The organism is Autumnicola patrickiae (genome assembly GCF_031846525.1).
GTDB lineage: Bacteria > Bacteroidota > Bacteroidia > Flavobacteriales > Flavobacteriaceae > Autumnicola > Autumnicola patrickiae.
Genome location: NZ_JAVRHM010000039.1, coordinates 1 through 18,033 on the forward strand (window position 1 = coordinate 1; position 18,033 = coordinate 18,033).

20 protein-coding genes and 1 pseudogene are annotated in these 18,033 nt (G+C 37.9%); 10 read left to right on the top strand and 11 right to left on the bottom strand.

Annotated features, from left to right (window positions below):
* Window positions 1-647: 647 nt before the first annotated feature.
* Together RM549_RS18905 and RM549_RS18910 are read right to left on the bottom strand one after the other, a co-directional pair.
* The gene (locus tag RM549_RS18905; protein ID WP_311687621.1) at window positions 648-1,583 is read right to left on the bottom strand and encodes a hypothetical protein; all 936 of its coding nucleotides are present in this window, start codon (window positions 1,581-1,583) and stop codon (window positions 648-650) included.
* A gap of 103 nt (window positions 1,584-1,686) precedes the next feature.
* Window positions 1,687-2,214 (bottom strand): CvpA family protein, encoded by a 528-nt coding sequence (locus RM549_RS18910; protein ID WP_311687623.1) that lies wholly within the window; start codon window positions 2,212-2,214, stop codon window positions 1,687-1,689.
* A 47-nt stretch (window positions 2,215-2,261) separates the two neighbouring features.
* Here RM549_RS18910 and RM549_RS18915 point away from each other — a divergent pair, with 47 nt between their 5' ends.
* From RM549_RS18915 to RM549_RS18935, 5 genes are all read left to right on the top strand, one after another.
* Window positions 2,262-2,618: a hypothetical protein gene (locus tag RM549_RS18915; protein WP_311687625.1), complete on the top strand. Its 357-nt coding sequence runs from the start codon at window positions 2,262-2,264 to the stop codon at window positions 2,616-2,618.
* Complete coding sequence (locus RM549_RS18920) at window positions 2,619-3,299, top strand: ceramidase domain-containing protein (protein ID WP_311687626.1); 681 nt, start codon at window positions 2,619-2,621, stop codon at window positions 3,297-3,299.
* 271 nt (window positions 3,300-3,570) lie between these two features.
* The gene (gene pheS / locus RM549_RS18925; RefSeq protein ID WP_311687627.1) at window positions 3,571-4,590 is read left to right on the top strand and encodes a phenylalanine--tRNA ligase subunit alpha; all 1,020 of its coding nucleotides are present in this window, start codon (window positions 3,571-3,573) and stop codon (window positions 4,588-4,590) included.
* Between the two features lie 70 nt (window positions 4,591-4,660).
* Window positions 4,661-4,837 carry a hypothetical protein gene (locus RM549_RS18930; RefSeq protein ID WP_311687628.1) on the top strand — a complete coding sequence of 59 codons (177 nt, stop codon included), beginning with the start codon at window positions 4,661-4,663 and terminating at the stop codon, window positions 4,835-4,837.
* Window positions 4,834-5,229, top strand: a complete 396-nt coding sequence (locus RM549_RS18935) for a hypothetical protein (RefSeq protein ID WP_311687629.1) — start codon at window positions 4,834-4,836, stop codon at window positions 5,227-5,229. Before RM549_RS18930 ends, RM549_RS18935 begins: the two co-directional genes overlap by 4 nt.
* An 84-nt stretch (window positions 5,230-5,313) precedes the next feature.
* Here RM549_RS18935 and RM549_RS18940 read toward each other — a convergent pair whose 3' ends face one another.
* Window positions 5,314-6,981 (bottom strand): LVIVD repeat-containing protein, encoded by a 1,668-nt coding sequence (locus RM549_RS18940; protein WP_311687630.1) that lies wholly within the window; start codon window positions 6,979-6,981, stop codon window positions 5,314-5,316.
* A 263-nt stretch (window positions 6,982-7,244) separates the two neighbouring features.
* On the bottom strand, window positions 7,245-8,240 hold the full coding sequence (locus tag RM549_RS18945) for an NAD(P)H-dependent glycerol-3-phosphate dehydrogenase (RefSeq protein ID WP_311687632.1): 996 nt from the start codon (window positions 8,238-8,240) through the stop codon (window positions 7,245-7,247).
* A 319-nt stretch (window positions 8,241-8,559) separates the two neighbouring features.
* Here RM549_RS18945 and lysM point away from each other — a divergent pair, with 319 nt between their 5' ends.
* Window positions 8,560-9,066, top strand: coding sequence for a peptidoglycan-binding protein LysM (gene lysM, locus RM549_RS18950; RefSeq protein WP_311687633.1), 507 nt, complete (start codon window positions 8,560-8,562; stop codon window positions 9,064-9,066).
* A 134-nt stretch (window positions 9,067-9,200) separates the two neighbouring features.
* On the opposite strand, the gene nadD is transcribed toward lysM, so the two are convergent.
* The 4 genes from nadD to RM549_RS18970 form a co-directional block, all read right to left on the bottom strand.
* Window positions 9,201-9,785: a nicotinate (nicotinamide) nucleotide adenylyltransferase gene (nadD, locus tag RM549_RS18955; RefSeq protein ID WP_311687634.1), complete on the bottom strand. Its 585-nt coding sequence runs from the start codon at window positions 9,783-9,785 to the stop codon at window positions 9,201-9,203.
* Window positions 9,782-10,372, bottom strand: coding sequence for a guanylate kinase (gmk, locus tag RM549_RS18960; RefSeq protein ID WP_311687636.1), 591 nt, complete (start codon window positions 10,370-10,372; stop codon window positions 9,782-9,784). The genes nadD and gmk overlap by 4 nt, the downstream gene beginning before the upstream one ends.
* Window positions 10,373-11,230, bottom strand: a complete 858-nt coding sequence (locus RM549_RS18965) for a YicC/YloC family endoribonuclease (protein ID WP_311687638.1) — start codon at window positions 11,228-11,230, stop codon at window positions 10,373-10,375.
* A 147-nt stretch (window positions 11,231-11,377) separates the two neighbouring features.
* On the bottom strand, window positions 11,378-12,340 hold the full coding sequence (locus tag RM549_RS18970; protein ID WP_311687640.1) for a YheT family hydrolase: 963 nt from the start codon (window positions 12,338-12,340) through the stop codon (window positions 11,378-11,380).
* Window positions 12,341-12,512: 172 nt separating this feature from the next.
* On the opposite strand from RM549_RS18970, the gene RM549_RS18975 reads away from it, so the two are divergent.
* From RM549_RS18975 to RM549_RS18985, 3 genes are all read left to right on the top strand, one after another.
* Complete coding sequence (locus RM549_RS18975) at window positions 12,513-13,001, top strand: acyl-CoA thioesterase (protein WP_311687642.1); 489 nt, start codon at window positions 12,513-12,515, stop codon at window positions 12,999-13,001.
* A 12-nt stretch (window positions 13,002-13,013) separates the two neighbouring features.
* Complete coding sequence (locus RM549_RS18980) at window positions 13,014-13,652, top strand: hypothetical protein (RefSeq protein WP_311687644.1); 639 nt, start codon at window positions 13,014-13,016, stop codon at window positions 13,650-13,652.
* A gap of 193 nt (window positions 13,653-13,845) precedes the next feature.
* The gene (locus RM549_RS18985) at window positions 13,846-14,451 is read left to right on the top strand and encodes a hypothetical protein (protein ID WP_311687648.1); all 606 of its coding nucleotides are present in this window, start codon (window positions 13,846-13,848) and stop codon (window positions 14,449-14,451) included.
* Between the two features lie 60 nt (window positions 14,452-14,511).
* Here the strand turns inward: RM549_RS18985 and RM549_RS18990 are convergent, their stop codons facing one another.
* The 3 genes from RM549_RS18990 to RM549_RS19000 all read right to left on the bottom strand — a co-directional run bounded on the left by RM549_RS18990 (window position 14,512) and on the right by RM549_RS19000 (window position 16,617).
* Complete coding sequence (locus RM549_RS18990) at window positions 14,512-15,408, bottom strand: DMT family transporter (RefSeq protein ID WP_311687649.1); 897 nt, start codon at window positions 15,406-15,408, stop codon at window positions 14,512-14,514.
* Entirely contained in the window at window positions 15,401-15,754 is a 354-nt protein-coding gene (locus RM549_RS18995; protein ID WP_311687651.1) for an arsenate reductase family protein, read from the bottom strand. The genes RM549_RS18990 and RM549_RS18995 overlap by 8 nt, the downstream gene beginning before the upstream one ends.
* Window positions 15,755-15,846: 92 nt before the next feature.
* Entirely contained in the window at window positions 15,847-16,617 is a 771-nt protein-coding gene (locus RM549_RS19000; protein WP_311687653.1) for a DUF3298 and DUF4163 domain-containing protein, read from the bottom strand.
* 159 nt (window positions 16,618-16,776) lie between these two features.
* Between RM549_RS19000 and RM549_RS19005 the strand changes: the two are divergent.
* Window positions 16,777-17,928, top strand: a pseudogene (locus RM549_RS19005) (cystathionine gamma-synthase); the annotation flags it as partial.
* Window positions 17,929-18,033: the final 105 nt, after the last annotated feature.

An 18,033-nucleotide genomic window follows, 5' to 3' on the forward strand; every position in this document is an offset into this window, starting at 1 on the left:
ACTTTTATTTTCTTTTTTGTTCATTCTGAAACTTTCTGGTTATAGTCAAATTTTATTGCGATAGCCAAGAAGTTGAATCGCTATGATCTATGCCTGAATTCCCGAAATTCTAGATCTTCTTCTTTGATGTTAGCCTGGGAAAATAATTAAGTTTCCTAAAGTGGGAATCCAAAAAACGTCTACTATATCGTCAGTTGCGGATTGTTTAAAAACTAAGTTAGACTAGATTGCCGACTTTTATTCTTACGCAGTTGAGCCCGAAAGACATTTCACTGCAATTACTATTATGCAATTTTAGCCACAGTTTTATTCTTTACTTCCAATAATAATCATTCTCGAAATTTCCATTATCATCTCTATCTCAGTTCTCAGATTATCCATATTTTTTGGTGTAGTAATGAATGGCACTGCCTTAGCGTCATCAAAATCAGGATTTGAATGCACAATTGAACATCTTAAAGAATATACTCTCTTAGTCAGATTAGTATAAAAATTAGCTTCTTGTGAAAAGTCAATTTTCGGTAACTTTAGTTCTTTGTTACATTCCAGAAGACATTCATTCTGAAAGTGTTCAATTGTTCCATTTTCTGTTAGATAATCTTTTAATTCTTCCCTGTTAACAAACTGTTTTAAGACTCTGTCAATTTTTATTTTATCACTTGCATATCTGTCATTTTCCTTTTTAAAGAATTTATTGCTTGAGCAACATATTTATTCGTTTGTTGGTGAAAGTCTGGTTTAAGTAATAAATTTTTTAGTTTTTCTGAAACAACATAATAAGCACTTTTGTCTGAGAAATATTCTATTATATGATAATAACATATGTACTTAAAGGGAAGAAAATCAACTTTTTCTCCGATATGATAATACTCGATTAGTTCAGAAATGTAATTTTTATGAATTAAGTTTATCTGTTCTGTTGGAATCGCATTTCGTACTTTTTTCTTACTAATATTCCTTCTAATGAAGTTCTGGATATTCACTGTTTCGAAAGATATATTATAAGTGTATTCGATATCAAAAAGTACGGAATTGATAATACTTCTAACATCACTCATTAATCCTTCATTCGAAATTTTACTCAGATTCTTTATTGTTAAAACGATACTTCTTCTAAGTGGTGTTCGAAAGCCTCTTATTTGTTTAGCTAAAATTGGAATAATACTGCCCTCTGGATTAATTTGAATTTTTATATCTAATTCGTTTTTTAAGTAATTCAGTTTAACATCAAAAATGGTTTTATCTTCTCCATCTTCAATGCTTAATACTGTATAGGGTACATTGATTGGATTTAAATAAACTTCAATTTTGTTTTCTTTATTAATACCTAGAAAATCATCAAATAAAAGAAAATCTGTTGAAATGATTTGTTTGAAATTTTTAAGATGTTCTTTATCTCTTATAAATAATTCAATATCTCCAACACCTTCAACCTTATTAACGATGTATAGTAATGAATGATAAATTTCACCATCTCCAAGGTCTATTTCTCTTTCTCTCTTTTCAATCTCAATTTTTGGAAATTCTTCTATGAATTCCTGCATTTCAGCTTTAAATTCTTTTCTCTTTTCTTCTTCTGTCATTTCTGGTCGTATTGCTGCCAACAAGTTAATAAATGGAAGTCATCTTTTACCATGATTTTCCGGTTCTAACCTTATTAAAAAACGCACATCACTTCATTACAGATTACGCGGTAAGTTCATCCAGATCATCAATTATATTCCGCTCTCTTGCCTCCCGGAGAATCGAAGGTAACAATAAAGGGGCAATGCGTTCTACAGGTTCATATAATTCCGAAGATTCCAAAACTTCCTCTTCTATAAGGTCTATTTCTTCATTTGTAGATTTAAAGAACATAATAATAACGCTGGTCAAAAAAGCGACCTTTAGAAGCCCAAATCCTGCGCCTAGTATTTTGTTTACAATGCCAAGAGCAGCAAAAGCAGCAATATTGGTAAGAATTTTGCCCGCCAGTGATATGAGAAATAAAATAAGAAAAAATGTTATTGCAAAGGACAGTAAATTCACGTACTGCATATCCCAATCTACATAATTTTCCAGAACATCGCTCAGGAGGTGTGAAAATCGTATGGCGCCGTATATTCCCAGCACGATCCCTACAAGAGAAGCAATTTCGGCTAAAATACCTCTAAAGAAACCTCTTACAGCACCATAGAGTAAGATAAGGGCTAAAACAATATCTATTATATTCATAATCCAAATATAGTAATTTCATTAAGTAAGAATCTTATCTTTGCAAAATGGCAAGAGATGAACAATTAAAGGAGCGTTGGGAAGTTCTTCAGAAAAAGCTTTCCAACCAGTTTGCAGATGGAGAATTAATGGACCTGGATGCGATAATTTACATTATTGGAGTTCAGGAATTGGGACAGCCTCACCGTAAGTTTAAGAAAGATCATAAGCTCGATTTAATGCATATCGCAATTTGCCGTTTGCTTGAGCCTTACGGCTATTACGAATTCGACTATTTTGATGATGATGGCTGGCCGCACTATAAAATGCTGGGACAATTGCCCGTTTTAAAGGCGGGTGAACAAACAGTGTTGATGAAAGAGGCTATTGTTCAATATTTCATGGAAAAGGAGTATATTCTATAAATGGATGTTTTGGTGACATTGCTGTCTTTCCCAAACGACAGCGGGCCTATTTATCAGGAGACGATCGAAGGTAGGTTTCCTGTAGAGCCATTTAATACTTTCAGCAATCTCTTTTTCTTATTTTTTGCTATCTATTTTGGACGTAAAGTTTATCCGGACTATAGGGAACAGAAATTTCTGGCCTTCAGCATTCCGGTGTTAATAATTGGCTTTATTGGAGGTACGATCTACCATGCCACGAGAAGCCACGAAATCTGGCTTATTTTGGACTGGCTGCCAATTTTGCTATTATGCCTCGCGGTTTCGGTGTTTTTCATATTTAAATCAACCAGCGGACTATGGCAAAGGCTCTTTTTGGCAATTATCGTCCTTGTTTTAGTTTTCGGAGTACGATATGTGCCATTTGGGAGATATCAGGAATCGATGAACTATGTTGGAACAGCGCTGGGGCTGCTGTTGCCAATAATTCTTTATCTTTTTGAAACTAATTTTCGCCATTTTCTTCAGGTTTTATTTGCTCTGCTCAGTTTTTGCATCGCGATAAGCTTCAGGGCGATGGATAAGCATATGGATGAGCTCGAAATGGGCACACATTGGCTCTGGCACACGTTTGGAGCGCTTTCGGTATTTTTTCTAATGGAATATATCTACAGAACTCAGGAAGCCTCTGCAAAAAAGTGAAGAGTGCACTTTTTGCTTTCTACTATAAGAGCATATTCTAAAATGCCAATTATCGACCTGCAGAGAAGGAAAAGAGTTAAAAAGTTAACGAGAAAAAGGAGTAAAGAGTGAAAAATCTTTCCACTTTTTCTATCTCCATTAAAATGGCATTCAAAAATGCCAATTATCGGTCTACCTTTTTTTTATCATCTCAGATTTTATAAAGTCTTTAAAAAACCTTTCAAGCCGCAATTTTTTTTAAATTTGCCTTTCTGAAAAAGATGAATCCCGAATGATTGATAAGATAAAGGAATATATTGCTGAAGTTGAGGCTTTTCAGGCACAAACGGCAGAAGAAATTGAAGCTTTCAGGATTAAATTCCTGGGAAAAAAAGGAATTTTAAATCAGTTTTTTGCTGAATTTAAAAATGTTCCGAATGAGCAAAAAAAGGATTTTGGCCAGGCTATTAATGAGCTAAAGACCGGGGCGCAGCAAAAAGTTTCAGCTTTAAAAGATGAACTGGAGAGCAAAGAGGAAGAAAAAGGGGTTTATGGGGATTTGTCCCGGCCCGCAGAGCCTGTACAAATTGGTTCCCGCCACCCTATTTCTGTTGTGAAAAACCAGATTATTGAGATTTTTTCGAACATTGGCTTCAATGTTTCCGAAGGACCTGAGATTGAAGATGACTGGCACAACTTTACTGCTCTAAACCTTCCGGAATATCATCCTGCCAGGGATATGCAGGACACGTTTTTTATCCAGACAGATCCCGATATTTTGCTTCGTACCCATACCTCTTCGGTACAGGTGCGCTATATGGAAGATAACAAGCCGCCAATCCGTACAATTTCGCCGGGAAGGGTTTTCAGAAATGAAGCAATTTCGGCGCGCTCCCATTGTATTTTTCACCAGGTGGAAGGTCTTTATATCGATAAGGATGTTTCTTTTGCAGATTTAAAACAGACGTTGTTGTACTTCACTAAACAACTCTTCGGAAAATCAAAAATCCGCTTACGACCTTCTTATTTTCCATTTACTGAACCAAGTGCAGAAGTGGATATTTACTGGGGGCTGGAAACTGAAACGGATTACCGGATCACCAAAGGAACCGGATGGCTGGAAATAATGGGCTGCGGAATGGTAGATCCAAATGTGCTTAAGAACTGCGGAATTGATCCTACAGAATATTCCGGATTTGCTTTTGGAATGGGCATAGAGCGCATTGCTATGCTTCTTTACCAAATTGGGGATATTAGGATGTTTTATGAAAATGATGTTCGTTTTCTGGAACAATTCCGATCTTCTTTATAAATTAGTATAATTAACCCGGTCATTACTAGCTGCCTTAAAAGCCGGTAGAATGGCTTTAAACTCTTATTAGATGAAAAAGGCAGGATTTGTTTTTGTGGCAGTGGTTATTTTTTGTGTAATCGTATATGTTACCATCATTATCGAAATTATCGAGATCCTCTTTGGCGCAATTCTCTTTATTGCAGCAGCCATCATTCTCTGGATTATTTGGAATAAAATTAAAGATACGGTAGAAGATACATTTTGAAAAAAGACATAGAAATACCTGAAGTTAAAGACGTTCACGTAGCTGTGGTGAGGGAGTTTAATAAGGAATTCCGAAGCGACGAATGGAATGCGTACATCATCAATAACCGCGGAACTTCTATAGAAATGATCCTGATTGTTGCCCGCGGATTTGAAGGTAAAAAAGAAACTTCCATTATGCGGCATAAACTGGAGAAGTTACCTCCACATTCCTTTGCCAAAATTGAGTATATCCAGGATGAGGTAACAGCATTAAATAATGAATTTCTGGTCACTTTCTTTGCTGATAACAGGATGTTCGAAAAGAAGTATTTCTTTCCTAAAAACACTATTTCTGAAGATAAAGTCAGGTTCATTCCTGTAATCCCAAAGGAGGGAGTCTTAGCAGAATAATATGAAAATTTAAAAAATAAGAAAGCCCCTTCTGAAAAAATTCAGATGGGGCTTTTCTCATCAACCTAGCCTTCGATTGATTGGTTATAATTTATCTGAAGTATCGGTATAATTTCCGGTAATAGTAACATTTTGTCCCTTTCTTACCTCACCGTAGATATGGATTGAAGAATTATTTCCAACAAATTCCAGTGTAGATCTACTGTTAAGGTTTAAGTTTCCATAAACGGTAACACTTCCTTGTATCCTAAGAACAGAATTAGCATTTATATTTAAATCCAGGTTTTTTCCAACAGCACCTACGGCAAAAGATCCATTCATATTAAATTCTCCATTGCTGTTAATGTTGGCAGTATTTTGTACGTTTAAAGAACCACAATAAGTCAGTTTATCGCTTACATTTAAATACAATACAGTTGCGGAGCCGGAATACGCTTTTTCTTCGTTGGAATTTACGTTGAAATAAGGACCTTCATTGTAAATTTCGTAAGATGAGCACTCAGCAAATTCCGGAGCAGTTTCCTCGCCAGCGCCATTGTCTACGTTAGGTCTGCTCATTTTTAATATTCGAAGTCCGCCTGTCCCTGAAGCGACAAAAATATAATCTCCTTTAGCTTTTACGTAGTTTGCAGATCCATCGATTTCAATTATTCCTTCTTCAGCTAAAGCCTTGGTAGCATCAAGTCGGGCAATTCCGAATCCTGCCCCTCCATTGGCCATAAGGATAAACTGGTCTAAGCTGGAAACAGCATTGGTTACTTTTTCACCTTCGGCAATTTCTGCATCAGGAATAGTGTTTATAGGTAACCTTGTTACTAAATCCCACGTTTCAGTATTGTAGATGCCTATACCTGCAGCGCCTTCAGAAATCATGAGAAGATTCCCAATAAATTCCATTGTTCTTTTAGATTCGGCTACAAGACCAGATAGAGCGATTTCTTTTTTGATCGTCAGGTTTTGATTGTCCAGTACCAATAAACCATTATCTCCGCTTAAAGCAACAAGATTGCCGTTGGCGTATGCAGCAGACCTAAGGTCGCTATAAGATGCTTCAGCTTTCAGGTTAGAATCTGGAGAGTCGTAAGAGGCTATCACACCATCGCTTCCGCTAACTGCAATAAAGCTGCTATCGAAAGGAAGGATATCCACACCGGCCTGTCCAAGGCTGAATTTTTGTGCAGTAAAGTCAGAAGTAAATTGGCCACCTGCTGTTTCTACAGTCCCATAAAAAGCACGAACAGGATCTGCTGTTTGATCGTTATATGCTCCGGTAAAATAGATTTTATTCTCTTTATAGAACAAGGCATTAACATCTGCAGAGTTTGTAGTAACCCTGCTTATCACTTTTGGTTCAAATTTATTGCTAATATCGATAATATCAATTCCACCAAGATAGGTAGCGCCTTCTTTGGTATAGGCAACATAAGCATAATCACCGTCTATCTCAACGTGGTTGGCACGCATTGCCTGGCCGTCAAGAACAGGAGGATCTATAGTTGCAATTTGTTCCAGTGCAATCTGTCCTATTTCTGAAACGTCCTTCTTTTTAGAATTCCTGGCGCCGGAAATTGTTGTAATTCCAAGAACACCCGCACCTTCTGTAGTTACGGCACTCCTTAAAACTTCTGAATCGCTTTCCTTCTGAAAAATATCATTTGATTCGTCGGTTGAAGAATTTTGAATATCATCCGACTCACATGAAATAAAAAAAATGGATACAATAAAGCTAAGACCAAGTAGTTTTTTAGTCATTTTTAATTAGGTTAAGTTAGTAAATAATCTAGGGTTGTAAATCTTTTACAGTGCAATTATAAAACAAAAAAATTGAAGATTATACATTTTAATTCATTGAAAATGAAACTTGTAACTTGGTCGAAGATATAATGCTTTTCATCGATAATTTTAAATAAAAATCCGTTCCTGGTTTTCGAAAATTGAAGAGTTATTTTTCGATTTCGAATTTTTTACTTGAAAGAATGGAGTAAAAAAGCTGCCGAAAAACCATGGTTTGTTCTTTAATCCAACTTTTCTGCAAGTTTCTTGAAAACTTTTTTTGGATTCTTACCTTCATAAAGAATTGCATAAACTGCATTTATTATAGGAGTTTTAGCACCTTTGGCTTTATTGATTTTGTACGCACTTTCTGTAGCGTAATAACCTTCTGCAATCATGCTCATTTCCATTTGTGCGCTCTTAACGGTATAGCCTTTCCCAATCATGTTTCCAAACATGCGGTTACGGCTAAACACCGAATATCCTGTAACCAGCAAATCGCCGAGATAAGCAGAATCATTGATGTTTCGCTTCATCTTGTGCACCTTTTTAATAAACTTCTTCATTTCCCTAATGGCGTTGCTCATAAGGACACTCTGGAAGTTATCTCCATAACCTAAACCATGGGCAATACCTGCAGCAATTGCATATATATTTTTTAGAACGGCGGCATATTCGGTTCCGGTAACATCATCGGTAATTTTACAGGTGATATAATCGCTGCCCAGGCAATCTGCCATAAGCTGCGCCTTTTTCTCATCGGCACAGGCAATGGTTAAATAAGAAAGTCTTTCTAAAGCAACTTCTTCGGCATGACAGGGTCCTGTAATCACACCAATATTTTCGTATGGGATGTTATAGTATTCTTCAAAATGCTCCCCTACAATCAAGCTGGTTTCGGGAACAATTCCTTTAATAGCTGAAAATATGATTTTGTCGTCAAGAGGTACCTTAAGATTTTCCAGTTCCCTCTTTAGGAAAGCTGAAGGAATTGCGAATATGATATAATCTGCATGTTTTACAGTTTCATTAATATCATTGCTTAGTTTTAACTGCTCAGTATTAAATTCTACAGAACTAAGATAGTTAGGGTTATGCTCCTGCTTTTTAATATGCTCTACTGCATAAATACTTCGCATATACCAATGTACATGGTCAACATTTTCACATAGCATTTTTACAATTGCAGTAGCCCAACTTCCGCCGCCAATAACAGCAAACTTCGGATATGTATCCATAGAATTAGTTTAAGTCTTTCAAAAATAATCAATTTTTTAAGTATACTTCTTTTAAATCATTTTTTGGCCCCCTTGTTGCGGATTCTTCAGTTTTTTACAAATTATTAACGTATACCCCTATAATCTCCAGGGAGTTCTTTACGTTATATGGTTGTTCTTCTTAAGGAAAAGAAGAATATTTTTTCTGTTTTTGGTTATTCTAAAACCACCTCAATTGGGGTGGTTTTTTATTTAAAATCTAACAAAACTTTAATAGACAACAGCTTGGGGTCTTATTTCACTTTCGTAACTTTCTTACAGCAATAGAATTTAATCGTATATGGGCATATTCTCTTTTATAAAAGAAGCTGGATCAAAGATTTTGGGTATAGGTAAATCTAAATCTGAAAAGAACCTTAATGTTTCCGAACAAAGGACTAAAGAAAATCAGCAGGAAAATGCCAAGGCGGCTTCAAGACTGGAAGAGAATATCCGGGAACTCAACTTAGGAATAGATAATCTGGATATTACTATTGAAGGGGATATGGCTACTGTTTCTGGCGAGGCAGAAGATCAGGCTACCCGCGAGAAGATTATTCTTGTTGTGGGAAACACTGCCGGTATTGCACAGGTAGATGATAGAATGGATGTGGAAGATGAAGAGCCGGAAGCTATTTTTCATACTGTAGAAAGAGGAGATACTCTCAGTAAAATAGCAGAGGATCATTACGGAGACCCCAATAGATACAAGGAGATTTTTGAAGCTAATCGACCAATGCTAAAGGATCCTGATAAAATTTATCCGGGTCAGGTATTGCGAATACCACAGCCTGAAGAAAGAAATTAATAAAGAGACTGTTTAGAAATTTTGAGGGTGCTACATTGAGAGCAGTCGACGTTCTAAGCTTGTAGTTCCACAATGAAAAAAGTAGGTTCAATCAGCTAAAATAGAGCACTCAAATAAATTTTTAAGCAGTCTTTCTATTTGTAAAAATTCATGTGCTTAATATAATCCCATACCGGGTCGCTAAGTAACGGCCCAATGTTCTTTCCTTCAGAAATAGCCTGCCTTATAAAAGTTGCCGAAATTTCCATTCTTGGAGCAGCCACTCTGGTAATTTTTGGATGATCTTTAAACTGATTCTGAATTTTATCTCCCGATATCCTCGGATAAACATAAAGCTGATGATTCTCCAGAATCACTTCATAATTTTTCCATTTATGGAAGCTTTTCAAATTGTCTTCCCCCATAATGAGGCAAAAGTCGTTCGTTGGATATTTTTCCTGCAAATGCAGTAGTGTTTTTACTGTATAATTTGGTTGCTCCAGCCCAAATTCAATATTGCTGGGTTTGAGTTTTTCAAAAGGTTCGCAGGCGCGATAAACCATCTCCAGGCGGTGATGATTGTCCAGAAGACTACTTTTTTTCTTTAGAGGATTATGAGGCGTTACCACCAACCAGATTTCTTCAAGATCTGAAAATTCTGCCATATGGTTGGCAATGATTAGATGGCCAATATGGATTGGGTTAAAAGTGCCAAAAAACAATCCTACCTTTCTATTCATTTTTCAACATTTACCCCAATATAATTTGCTACCAGTTGATAGGCCTCTTCCAGTGCCACTTCCAGGTTGTTGTTCTCTATAATAAAATCGAATTGCGGTGCAGTGGCAAGCTCGATAGAAGCCTTGGCAACGCGCATATTTATTTTATCAGGAGTTTCGGTTTTTCTCTTCTTAAGCCTTATTTTAAGTTCTTCTATACTTGGGGGCTTTACAAAAACAGCCAATGTTTTTTCAGGATAAATGTTCTTTATATCCAGTCCGCCTACAACATCAATATCAAAAATCACATTTTTACCTTCACTCCAGATCCTTTCAATCTCGCTTTTTAGCGTACCATAAAAATTATCCCGGTAAACCTCTTCCCATTCCAAAAATTCCTCGGCTTTTATTTTCCTTTTGAAATCTTCCAGAGATAAGAAGTAATAATCTTTTCCATTAACTTCATCTCCCCGGGGCTCACGTGATGTTGCCGATATTGAAAAATCCAGTTTTAGTTCTTCCTGTCGTAATAAGTGCTGGACAATCGTGGTTTTACCGGAACCGGAAGGAGCCGAAAAGACGATCAGTTTACCATTACCCTCGCTCATTTAAAGTACGTTTAAAAGTTGTTCTTTTATTTTTTCCAGCTCATCTTTCATCTGCACTACTAACTGCTGCATTGGTGCGTAATTGGATTTACTTCCAATGGTATTAATTTCCCTGCCCATTTCCTGCGAAATAAAAGCCAGTTTCCTACCATTGGAGTCTTCGCTGTTTATCGTCTCATTAAAATAATTAAGATGGTTTTCCAGTCTTACTTTCTCTTCGGTAATGTCAAATTTCTCTATATAATAAACCAGTTCCTGCTCAAAGCGGTTTTCGTCTACATTTTCTTTAAGTTCTTCAACTCCCTTTCTAAGTCGCTCTTTTACGCCGTCGATTCTATCAGGATCCATTTTTATGATCTGCTGCAATAGGTCCTCAATATTAGACACCCTTAATTTCAAATCTTTTTCCAGGGCTTTCCCTTCGTCAGATCTAAAATTATTGATCTCGGTAAGCGCTTCTTCTACAGCATCTTCTATAGCTTGAAACTCAGTTTCATCAATTTCTTCCCTTTCGGTCTTTAAAGCATCAGGCATTCTTACCGCCATTTTTAGCAGTTCGGTTTCGTCACCATTCACTAGTGATCTAAGCTGCTCCATGTACTTTTTCACCACCGCCTGGTTTACAATAGAAGAAGTTTCTTCGCTCGTATTTTCTACATAAACCGAAAGGTCTATTTTTCCGCGAACCAGCGATTTTGATATAATTTTTCGCAGTTCCAGCTCCTTTTCGCGGTATTGAGAGGAAATACGTGCATTAAGATCAAAATTTTTACTATTAAGGGATTTAACCTCGACGGTGATTTTTTTTGTTGGGAGCTCTGAAACGCTTTTCCCAAAGCCGGTCATTGATTGAATCATGCTTGATTTTTAAAAGGTTGCGCAAAGATAATCAATTCTGAAGCAGTTCAAAGACGAGGGAAGTTTAATTTGAGAGGGAAGAGGTTGAGGGAAAAGGAAAAAATAAGTGTAAAATTTAATATGTAAGAAAGGGAAGAGAAGAAAATCTCAGAAATTGCAGCAAAAATCCACTGCCCGTTCTTCATGATAATAAAGCTCCCCTTTCTGAAAAAACCCAACGTGGCCGCCATGTTTTGGCACTTCCAGATAAAGAAACTTAGAGTTTTTTGCAATTTCCACAGGATAAGAACTCTTGGAAAGAAAGGAATCATTTTTGGCATTTATCAGCAAAGTAGGGATGCCGATATTTGACAAAAACTGAAGGCTGCTACATTTCTTGTAATAATCTGCCGCGCTTTTGTAACCGTGCGCTTTGCTGGTGTACAATTCGTCAATAGCCAGCAGGGAATTACAGGCGGCGATATCGTTTCTGTCAATTTTCTTCGGAAAAAGTTTCTGTCGCTCATAAAGTTGATTTTTCAACTTTTTCAGAAATCTTCTCGAATATAAAAAATTCTTGTGTTTGTCCAGCTCCCTAAGCGAAGCACCTAAATCTGAAGGTACAGAGACCGCAACTGCCGCTTTTATTTCCTTCGGAAGATTTTCTGTTTCCCCCAGATATTTCAGGAGCAAATTTCCGCCAAGACTAAATCCCGAAAGCACTATTTTATCGTACTTTTTCTTCTGAAGGCAAAAGTCGATTACTTCCCTAAGATCCTCAGTTGCGCCGGCATTGTAACTGCGAAAAAGTCGGTTAATTTCTCCGCTGCAGCTTCTGAAATTTATAAGCGCAACATCAAATCCTTTTTCAGAAAAAGCTTTAGCCATTCCCAGCATATACGGCCTGTCGGCACTACCTGCAAGACCATGTGTTACGATCATTAATTGCCGATAATTGCCATTTTTGGCATAGCGCCAATCCAGGTCGAGAAAATCACCGTCACTGATTTCTACCCGCTCCCTTTCAGACACCGAAATGTTTACCTTCCGCAGTAAAGACGCGTAAATTGTGGAAAAATGGGCGCTTCTAAAGAGAAACGGAGCTTTATAAGTACTTTTCAGGATTGGCATGGGCCTAAAATAGCAGAATTTCCCGAAATCAAATTCAACAGTAAGTTTTAACGGCTGTCAACCTTTGCCCAGATGTTAAGTTTTTAGTAAAAATGGTGAAATAATAGCTTCGGTTAGCACGATAATTATGCATGCATAGTAAAGTTTCTTAGCTTTATAAAAAATTGAAAAAATGTATACGAAAGAATTTGAAATTCGCTGGAGCGATATAGATGCGAACCGCCATTTGGCAAATACCGCCTATATTAATTTTATGAGCCACACCCGGATGGGTTTCTTAATAGAAAACGGCTTTGGTCAGAAGGAGATGGCAAAGAATAACATCGGGCCGGTGGTTTTCTATGAACATATCTACTATTTTAAAGAGGTTTTCGCCGGAATGCCGGTAAAAGTGAGCCTTCAACTTAAAGGATTGTCTGAAGACGGAATGTACTTTGAATTCGTCCACAATTTTTATGATCATAAAGGCCGAAATTTCGCCAGTTGCGAAATGATGGGAGCCTGGATCGATCTTAAAGAACGGAAATTAACCAAACTTCCTGAAGAGTTGTTTAAAAATTTAAACGGACTCCAACATACCGAAGATTTTAAGGTCCTGACTAAAGAAGACACCCGTAAATTCGGAAAGAAACCGCAGGATATAGATCCTTCAGAATTATAGAATTTTCTAGCTATGAAGTATGAAATCGATGAAGTCTGGTATGCCTGCTATGGTTCAAATATTCAGGAAAAGCGTTTTTTGTGCTACATTCAGGGCGGTACTCCGGCCGGTGCATTGACCAATTATAAAGGTTGTACAGATACGGCGGCACCTAAAGAAAATCATCCTATAACCATCAACCGGGATTTATACTTTGCTAAGGAATCCCCGGCGTGGAGTGGTGGTGGCATCGGATTTTTAAAGCCCGGCCATAATAAAGAAGCAGTCACTCTTGGGCGGCAGTATCTTATTAGCAGCGATCAGTTTACAGATCTTGTAAAACAGGAATTAAAGATGGAGGGCGAGCTGGCAATTGAATTTGGGGAGTTGATAGAGAAAGGATCTGTAATTTGTTCTCCCGGCGGCAGGTATGGGAAACTGATTTGCCTTGGCCACAGGGATGAAAAACCAATTTTTAGCTTTACCAGTGAGCATTATCTTGAAGATGAAATAAATCCACCGGATAGGGCGTATATTTCTACCATAATTTCCGGATTAAAAGAAATTTACGACCTGGACAACCAGGAGCTTATAGAATATTTCCGCGAAAAAACCGGAATAAAAGACACACCTTTGGAAAACGAGTTAGCTGAAATTGTTGAATATTCGTGATTAGCTAAAATACCGGTGTCACCTCTATCTGAAGTGACAGATTCTGTTTTCAGGTAGTGGTCTGGTCGAGCGAAGTCGAGACCTGCTTTTTTGTGAAAATTCTGGGTTAAAAAAACCCCTCGACTCCGCTCGGGGAGACTCCAACCGATAAACATAGTCGGGAGATTAATGAAATCAATAATGAAATAAAAATATGCAATTCAAAAGTTCTGAAATAAGGTGGTTTTCCCGGGAGAAGCAGGTTCTTTGGGATATTTTTGAAAGTCTGGAAATGCTTGGGCCGGGAGATCCTGAAGAAGAAAGAACGGATTATTATCTGAATTCAGACACGCCCAATTCCGGAATAAAAATCAGGGATGGGAAGCACGAACTAAAAGTGAAAATTTCCCAAGATGAAAAGCTGGGGTACGGAATTTTGCAACACTGGAGCAAATGGAGCTATTCTGAAGAAGAAAATATCCTGAATTCCGTAAATTCAGATTTGCTTATAGATTGGCTGAAAATGACCAAAAACCGAGCAAAGAAATCCTATAAAATTACTGCTGAAAAGAAAGTAGAATTCACTTCAGAAGAAAATATAGAAGAAGGTTTTGACGTCGAATTTACACGTTTTGAAATTCCGTCGCTGGAGATTACCGGCTTTACGCTGGGACTGGAAGCCTTCAGTGGTAAAAACAATTCCGAAGAAAATTTATACCTCGCCCTTAGGGCGCTTCAGCTAAAAACTTCACACTTAAAAAACCTGAAATCCTGCAGTTACCCCGAATTCCTGAACGATCTTTTTTCAGAAGGACGATAATTGCCATTTTAGAGGCGTCATCATATACATATTTTCTTCCGAAGAAATTCAGCTTAGAAACTAAGGTCGCACTCTGGTTTTTTTTATCGTCACCATGTAAACCCCAATAAAAACAAGTGTTGCAGCGATTGCTTTTGTCCAGTTCATCGTATCGGCGCCGGTTGTAATGGCATAAATAATGGCTATGAGCGGCTGCAGGTAGATAAATGAGCTAATTGTGGAGGCAGAGAGTTGTTTCAAGGCATACACGTTAAGTAAATAAGTCATAAACGTGGTTCCCAGCACTACAAAAGCCATTTTCCAGACTGCTTCAAAAGGTAAAGTGGTCCATTTTACATCGGTAAATTCGCCAATCGTGATCGGGAAATTCACAATAACCCCTATCAGGAAAAGCCACTTCATTAGCGTGATCGAACTGTATTTTGCTGTCAATGGTTTTACGATTACGAGATAAAGTCCGAACGAAAACGCGTTTACGATAAAAAAGATATTTCCCAGCGGAATGTTAGGTGCATTTTCTTTACTGGCTGTGCCAAAAAGAACCAAAACAAGCGCGCCGGCAAGACCTACAATAATTCCCAGCACTTTTAGAAGCGTGATTTTCTCCCGAATAAGAAAAGCGGCGAGAATCATTACCATAACCGGTGAAAGCGTGGTAATTACCGAACTATTTATGGGCGTGGAAAAGCTCAATCCTTTAAAGAAAAAGAGCATATTTACCACCATTCCAAAAACGGCGCAGGCGAAAATCCGCGGCCAGTCAGACCTGGCAATTTTCTCCCGTGGCACAAAAAAACTAATGGCCCAGAAAAGTATGGCGGCACCAAAAACCCTAAGGAAAATAAACCCGAAAGGTTCTATATAAAACGGCATTACCCCCTTGGCAACGGTGTGGTTTATCCCGTAAATTGTACTGGCAAGAATGGCGGCAATCACCGCCAGTGCTCTGCTACTCATGGATAGAAGCTTTAGCGGCTTCTACGGTTTTCTTTGAATTCCCAATAAATATTTCGTCATTATTTATAACAACAGGGCGTTTTAGGAAAGTATAATGCTCCAGGATAAGATTTTTAAACTGATTCTCGTCCAGAACCTTGTTTTTAAGGTCTTTTTCTTTGTACAACCTTGCCCTTTTGCTGAAAAGCGATTCATAACTTCCAGAAAGTTCCTGCATCTCATCCAGTTGCTCTGTCGTAATTTTTTCAGTTTTAATGTCCTGAAGGATAAAGGAAGAAGGCGGATCCAGTTCTTTTAAAATCCGTTTACAGGTATCGCAGGTAGAGAGGTGGTAAATCTTTTTCATTTTGTCCTAATGAGGTTGCTGAACGCTGGGCGCTTTTTTTTGCAAATTAAAAACATTTAAATGGCAGGAGAAAGTTTACTTAGGGAGAATTCTTATTCCACAGGAATTTCTTCTATGCTGACTTTTAGAAATTCTTCAACTTCAGAATAAGGGAATCTGTAAGTGAAATTTCCATCGGCATAAGACGAAATTTCGTAAGCATTATAATGTAAAACCACTTCATTTTCAGTAAACCCGATATTTTGAGGAAGCACAAATTTATCATCTTCAAAAAACAATCCGTTGCTGTTAATAGGCTCCTCCTGCGGAATATTTTGATCTTCACGGAATTTCTCTTCAAAGTATCCTTTAAATTCTGAAGTAAATAATTCGTCATGCGAATATTGAGCTCCGGTTTGAGGATTAAAATTTAAAAAGGAAACGCTGCTGTAACCGTGGGCACCACCGGTAAAAATTTGGGAATTAAATCTGAAGGAAATGAGTTCCTCCGTCCGCAACGGAATTTCCCCAAACACTGAAGCTTCCCAGGGAATATTCTGTTCCGGAAAGTCGTTCGCTGTATTCTCAAAATTTTCAATAAATCTTTCCGCCAGCCCTTCAATGGATTCAATTTTTTTATCATCACGATAGTCAACCACTTCAATAATATGGTTGGTGATTTCTTTATTTATTCGTTCCGCAGCTTCATTTTCACCTTCAGCAACAGGATAACTCATGCTTATAAAAGTGCAGTTTCCTTCTTCAGGATTACATTTATTGTACGATTTTTCTACGGAATAATTTGTGAATTTAAGCGGTTCTTTTTCCTCTTCACAAGCCGTGAAAAGTACTGCAAAAACAAGGACTAAAAGAAATTTCTTCACGGTTTAAAGAAGGGTGTTAAAGTTAATGATAAAGATACATGCAATTTTGTGATTGCCCAACATCTGCAGTAGATTTGGGGGAGAAGAAGCTATTCCTTAACGGATTTTTAATAAATGCGGCTTGTTTTCGTTCAAAAATAACAACAGCATAGAAATCAGAGTCAGATGAAATTTAATACAAAAGCAATACACGGAGGCCAGGAAAATACAGATCCGGCTTATAATTCGGTAATGCCTCCAATTTACCAGACGAGTACTTATGCACAAAGCACTCCCGGTGGCCATAAAGGTTTTGAATATAGCCGTAGTGGAAATCCCACCAGGGCTGCTTTGGAAAAGTCTTTGGCCAGCCTGGAAAATGGTAAATATGGTCTTGCCTTTGCATCTGGTCTTGCCGCCATAGATGCGGTGCTCAAGCTTTTTAAACCCGGAGATGAAATCATTTCCACTAACGATCTTTATGGTGGTTCCTATCGGTTGTTCACCTCGATTTTTGAAAACTTCGGAATTAAATTCCGTTTTGTGGGAATGGATAAAGCCGAAAATATCGAACAGTTTATCAATGAAAATACGAAGCTAATCTGGGTGGAAACTCCAACTAACCCAATGATGAATATTATCGATATCGAGGCCGTTGCGAAAATTGCCAAAAAGCACGAGCTGCTTTTGGGTGTTGATAATACGTTTGCCACACCATACCTGCAACAACCATTAGATCTGGGAGCAGATCTTGTGATGCACAGCGCCACAAAATATCTTGGCGGCCATAGTGATGTGGTAATGGGAGGTCTTGTGGTGAAAGACAAAGAACTCGCGGAAAGACTTTATTTTATTCAGAAGGCGAGTGGCGGAATCTGTGGTCCGCAGGATAGTTTTCTTGTGCTCCGCGGAATCAAAACCCTTCATTTAAGAATGCAACGGCATTGTGAAAATGGTGAAGCCGTGGCAAAATTTCTGAAGTCGCATCCAAAAGTTGACAAGGTTTACTGGCCGGGTTTTGAGGATCATCCAAACCACCATATTGCCAAAAAACAGATGAGCGGTTTCGGCGGAATGATTTCCTTTTCTACTGCTGAAAATACACTGAAAAGTGCCGTAAAACTTGTCGAAAATCTGAAGGTATTCACCCTTGCAGAATCTCTTGGCGGCGTAGAATCGCTTGCCGGACATCCTGCGAGTATGACGCATGCTTCTATTCCAATGGAAGAACGGACGAAGCTTGGTATCGTAGATTCCCTAATCCGTTTAAGCGTGGGTGTTGAAGACGAAGAAGATCTTATTGAAGATTTAAAACAGGCTTTGGAAAAGTAAGTTGATGTCCTTCTGAGTTTGTCCCCGTGAATTAGTATAAGGTGGATAGATGGGGACGGGCTTCGGCAGGCTGAGAGGAAAGTGGAGAGTGGAAAGTATTTTTTG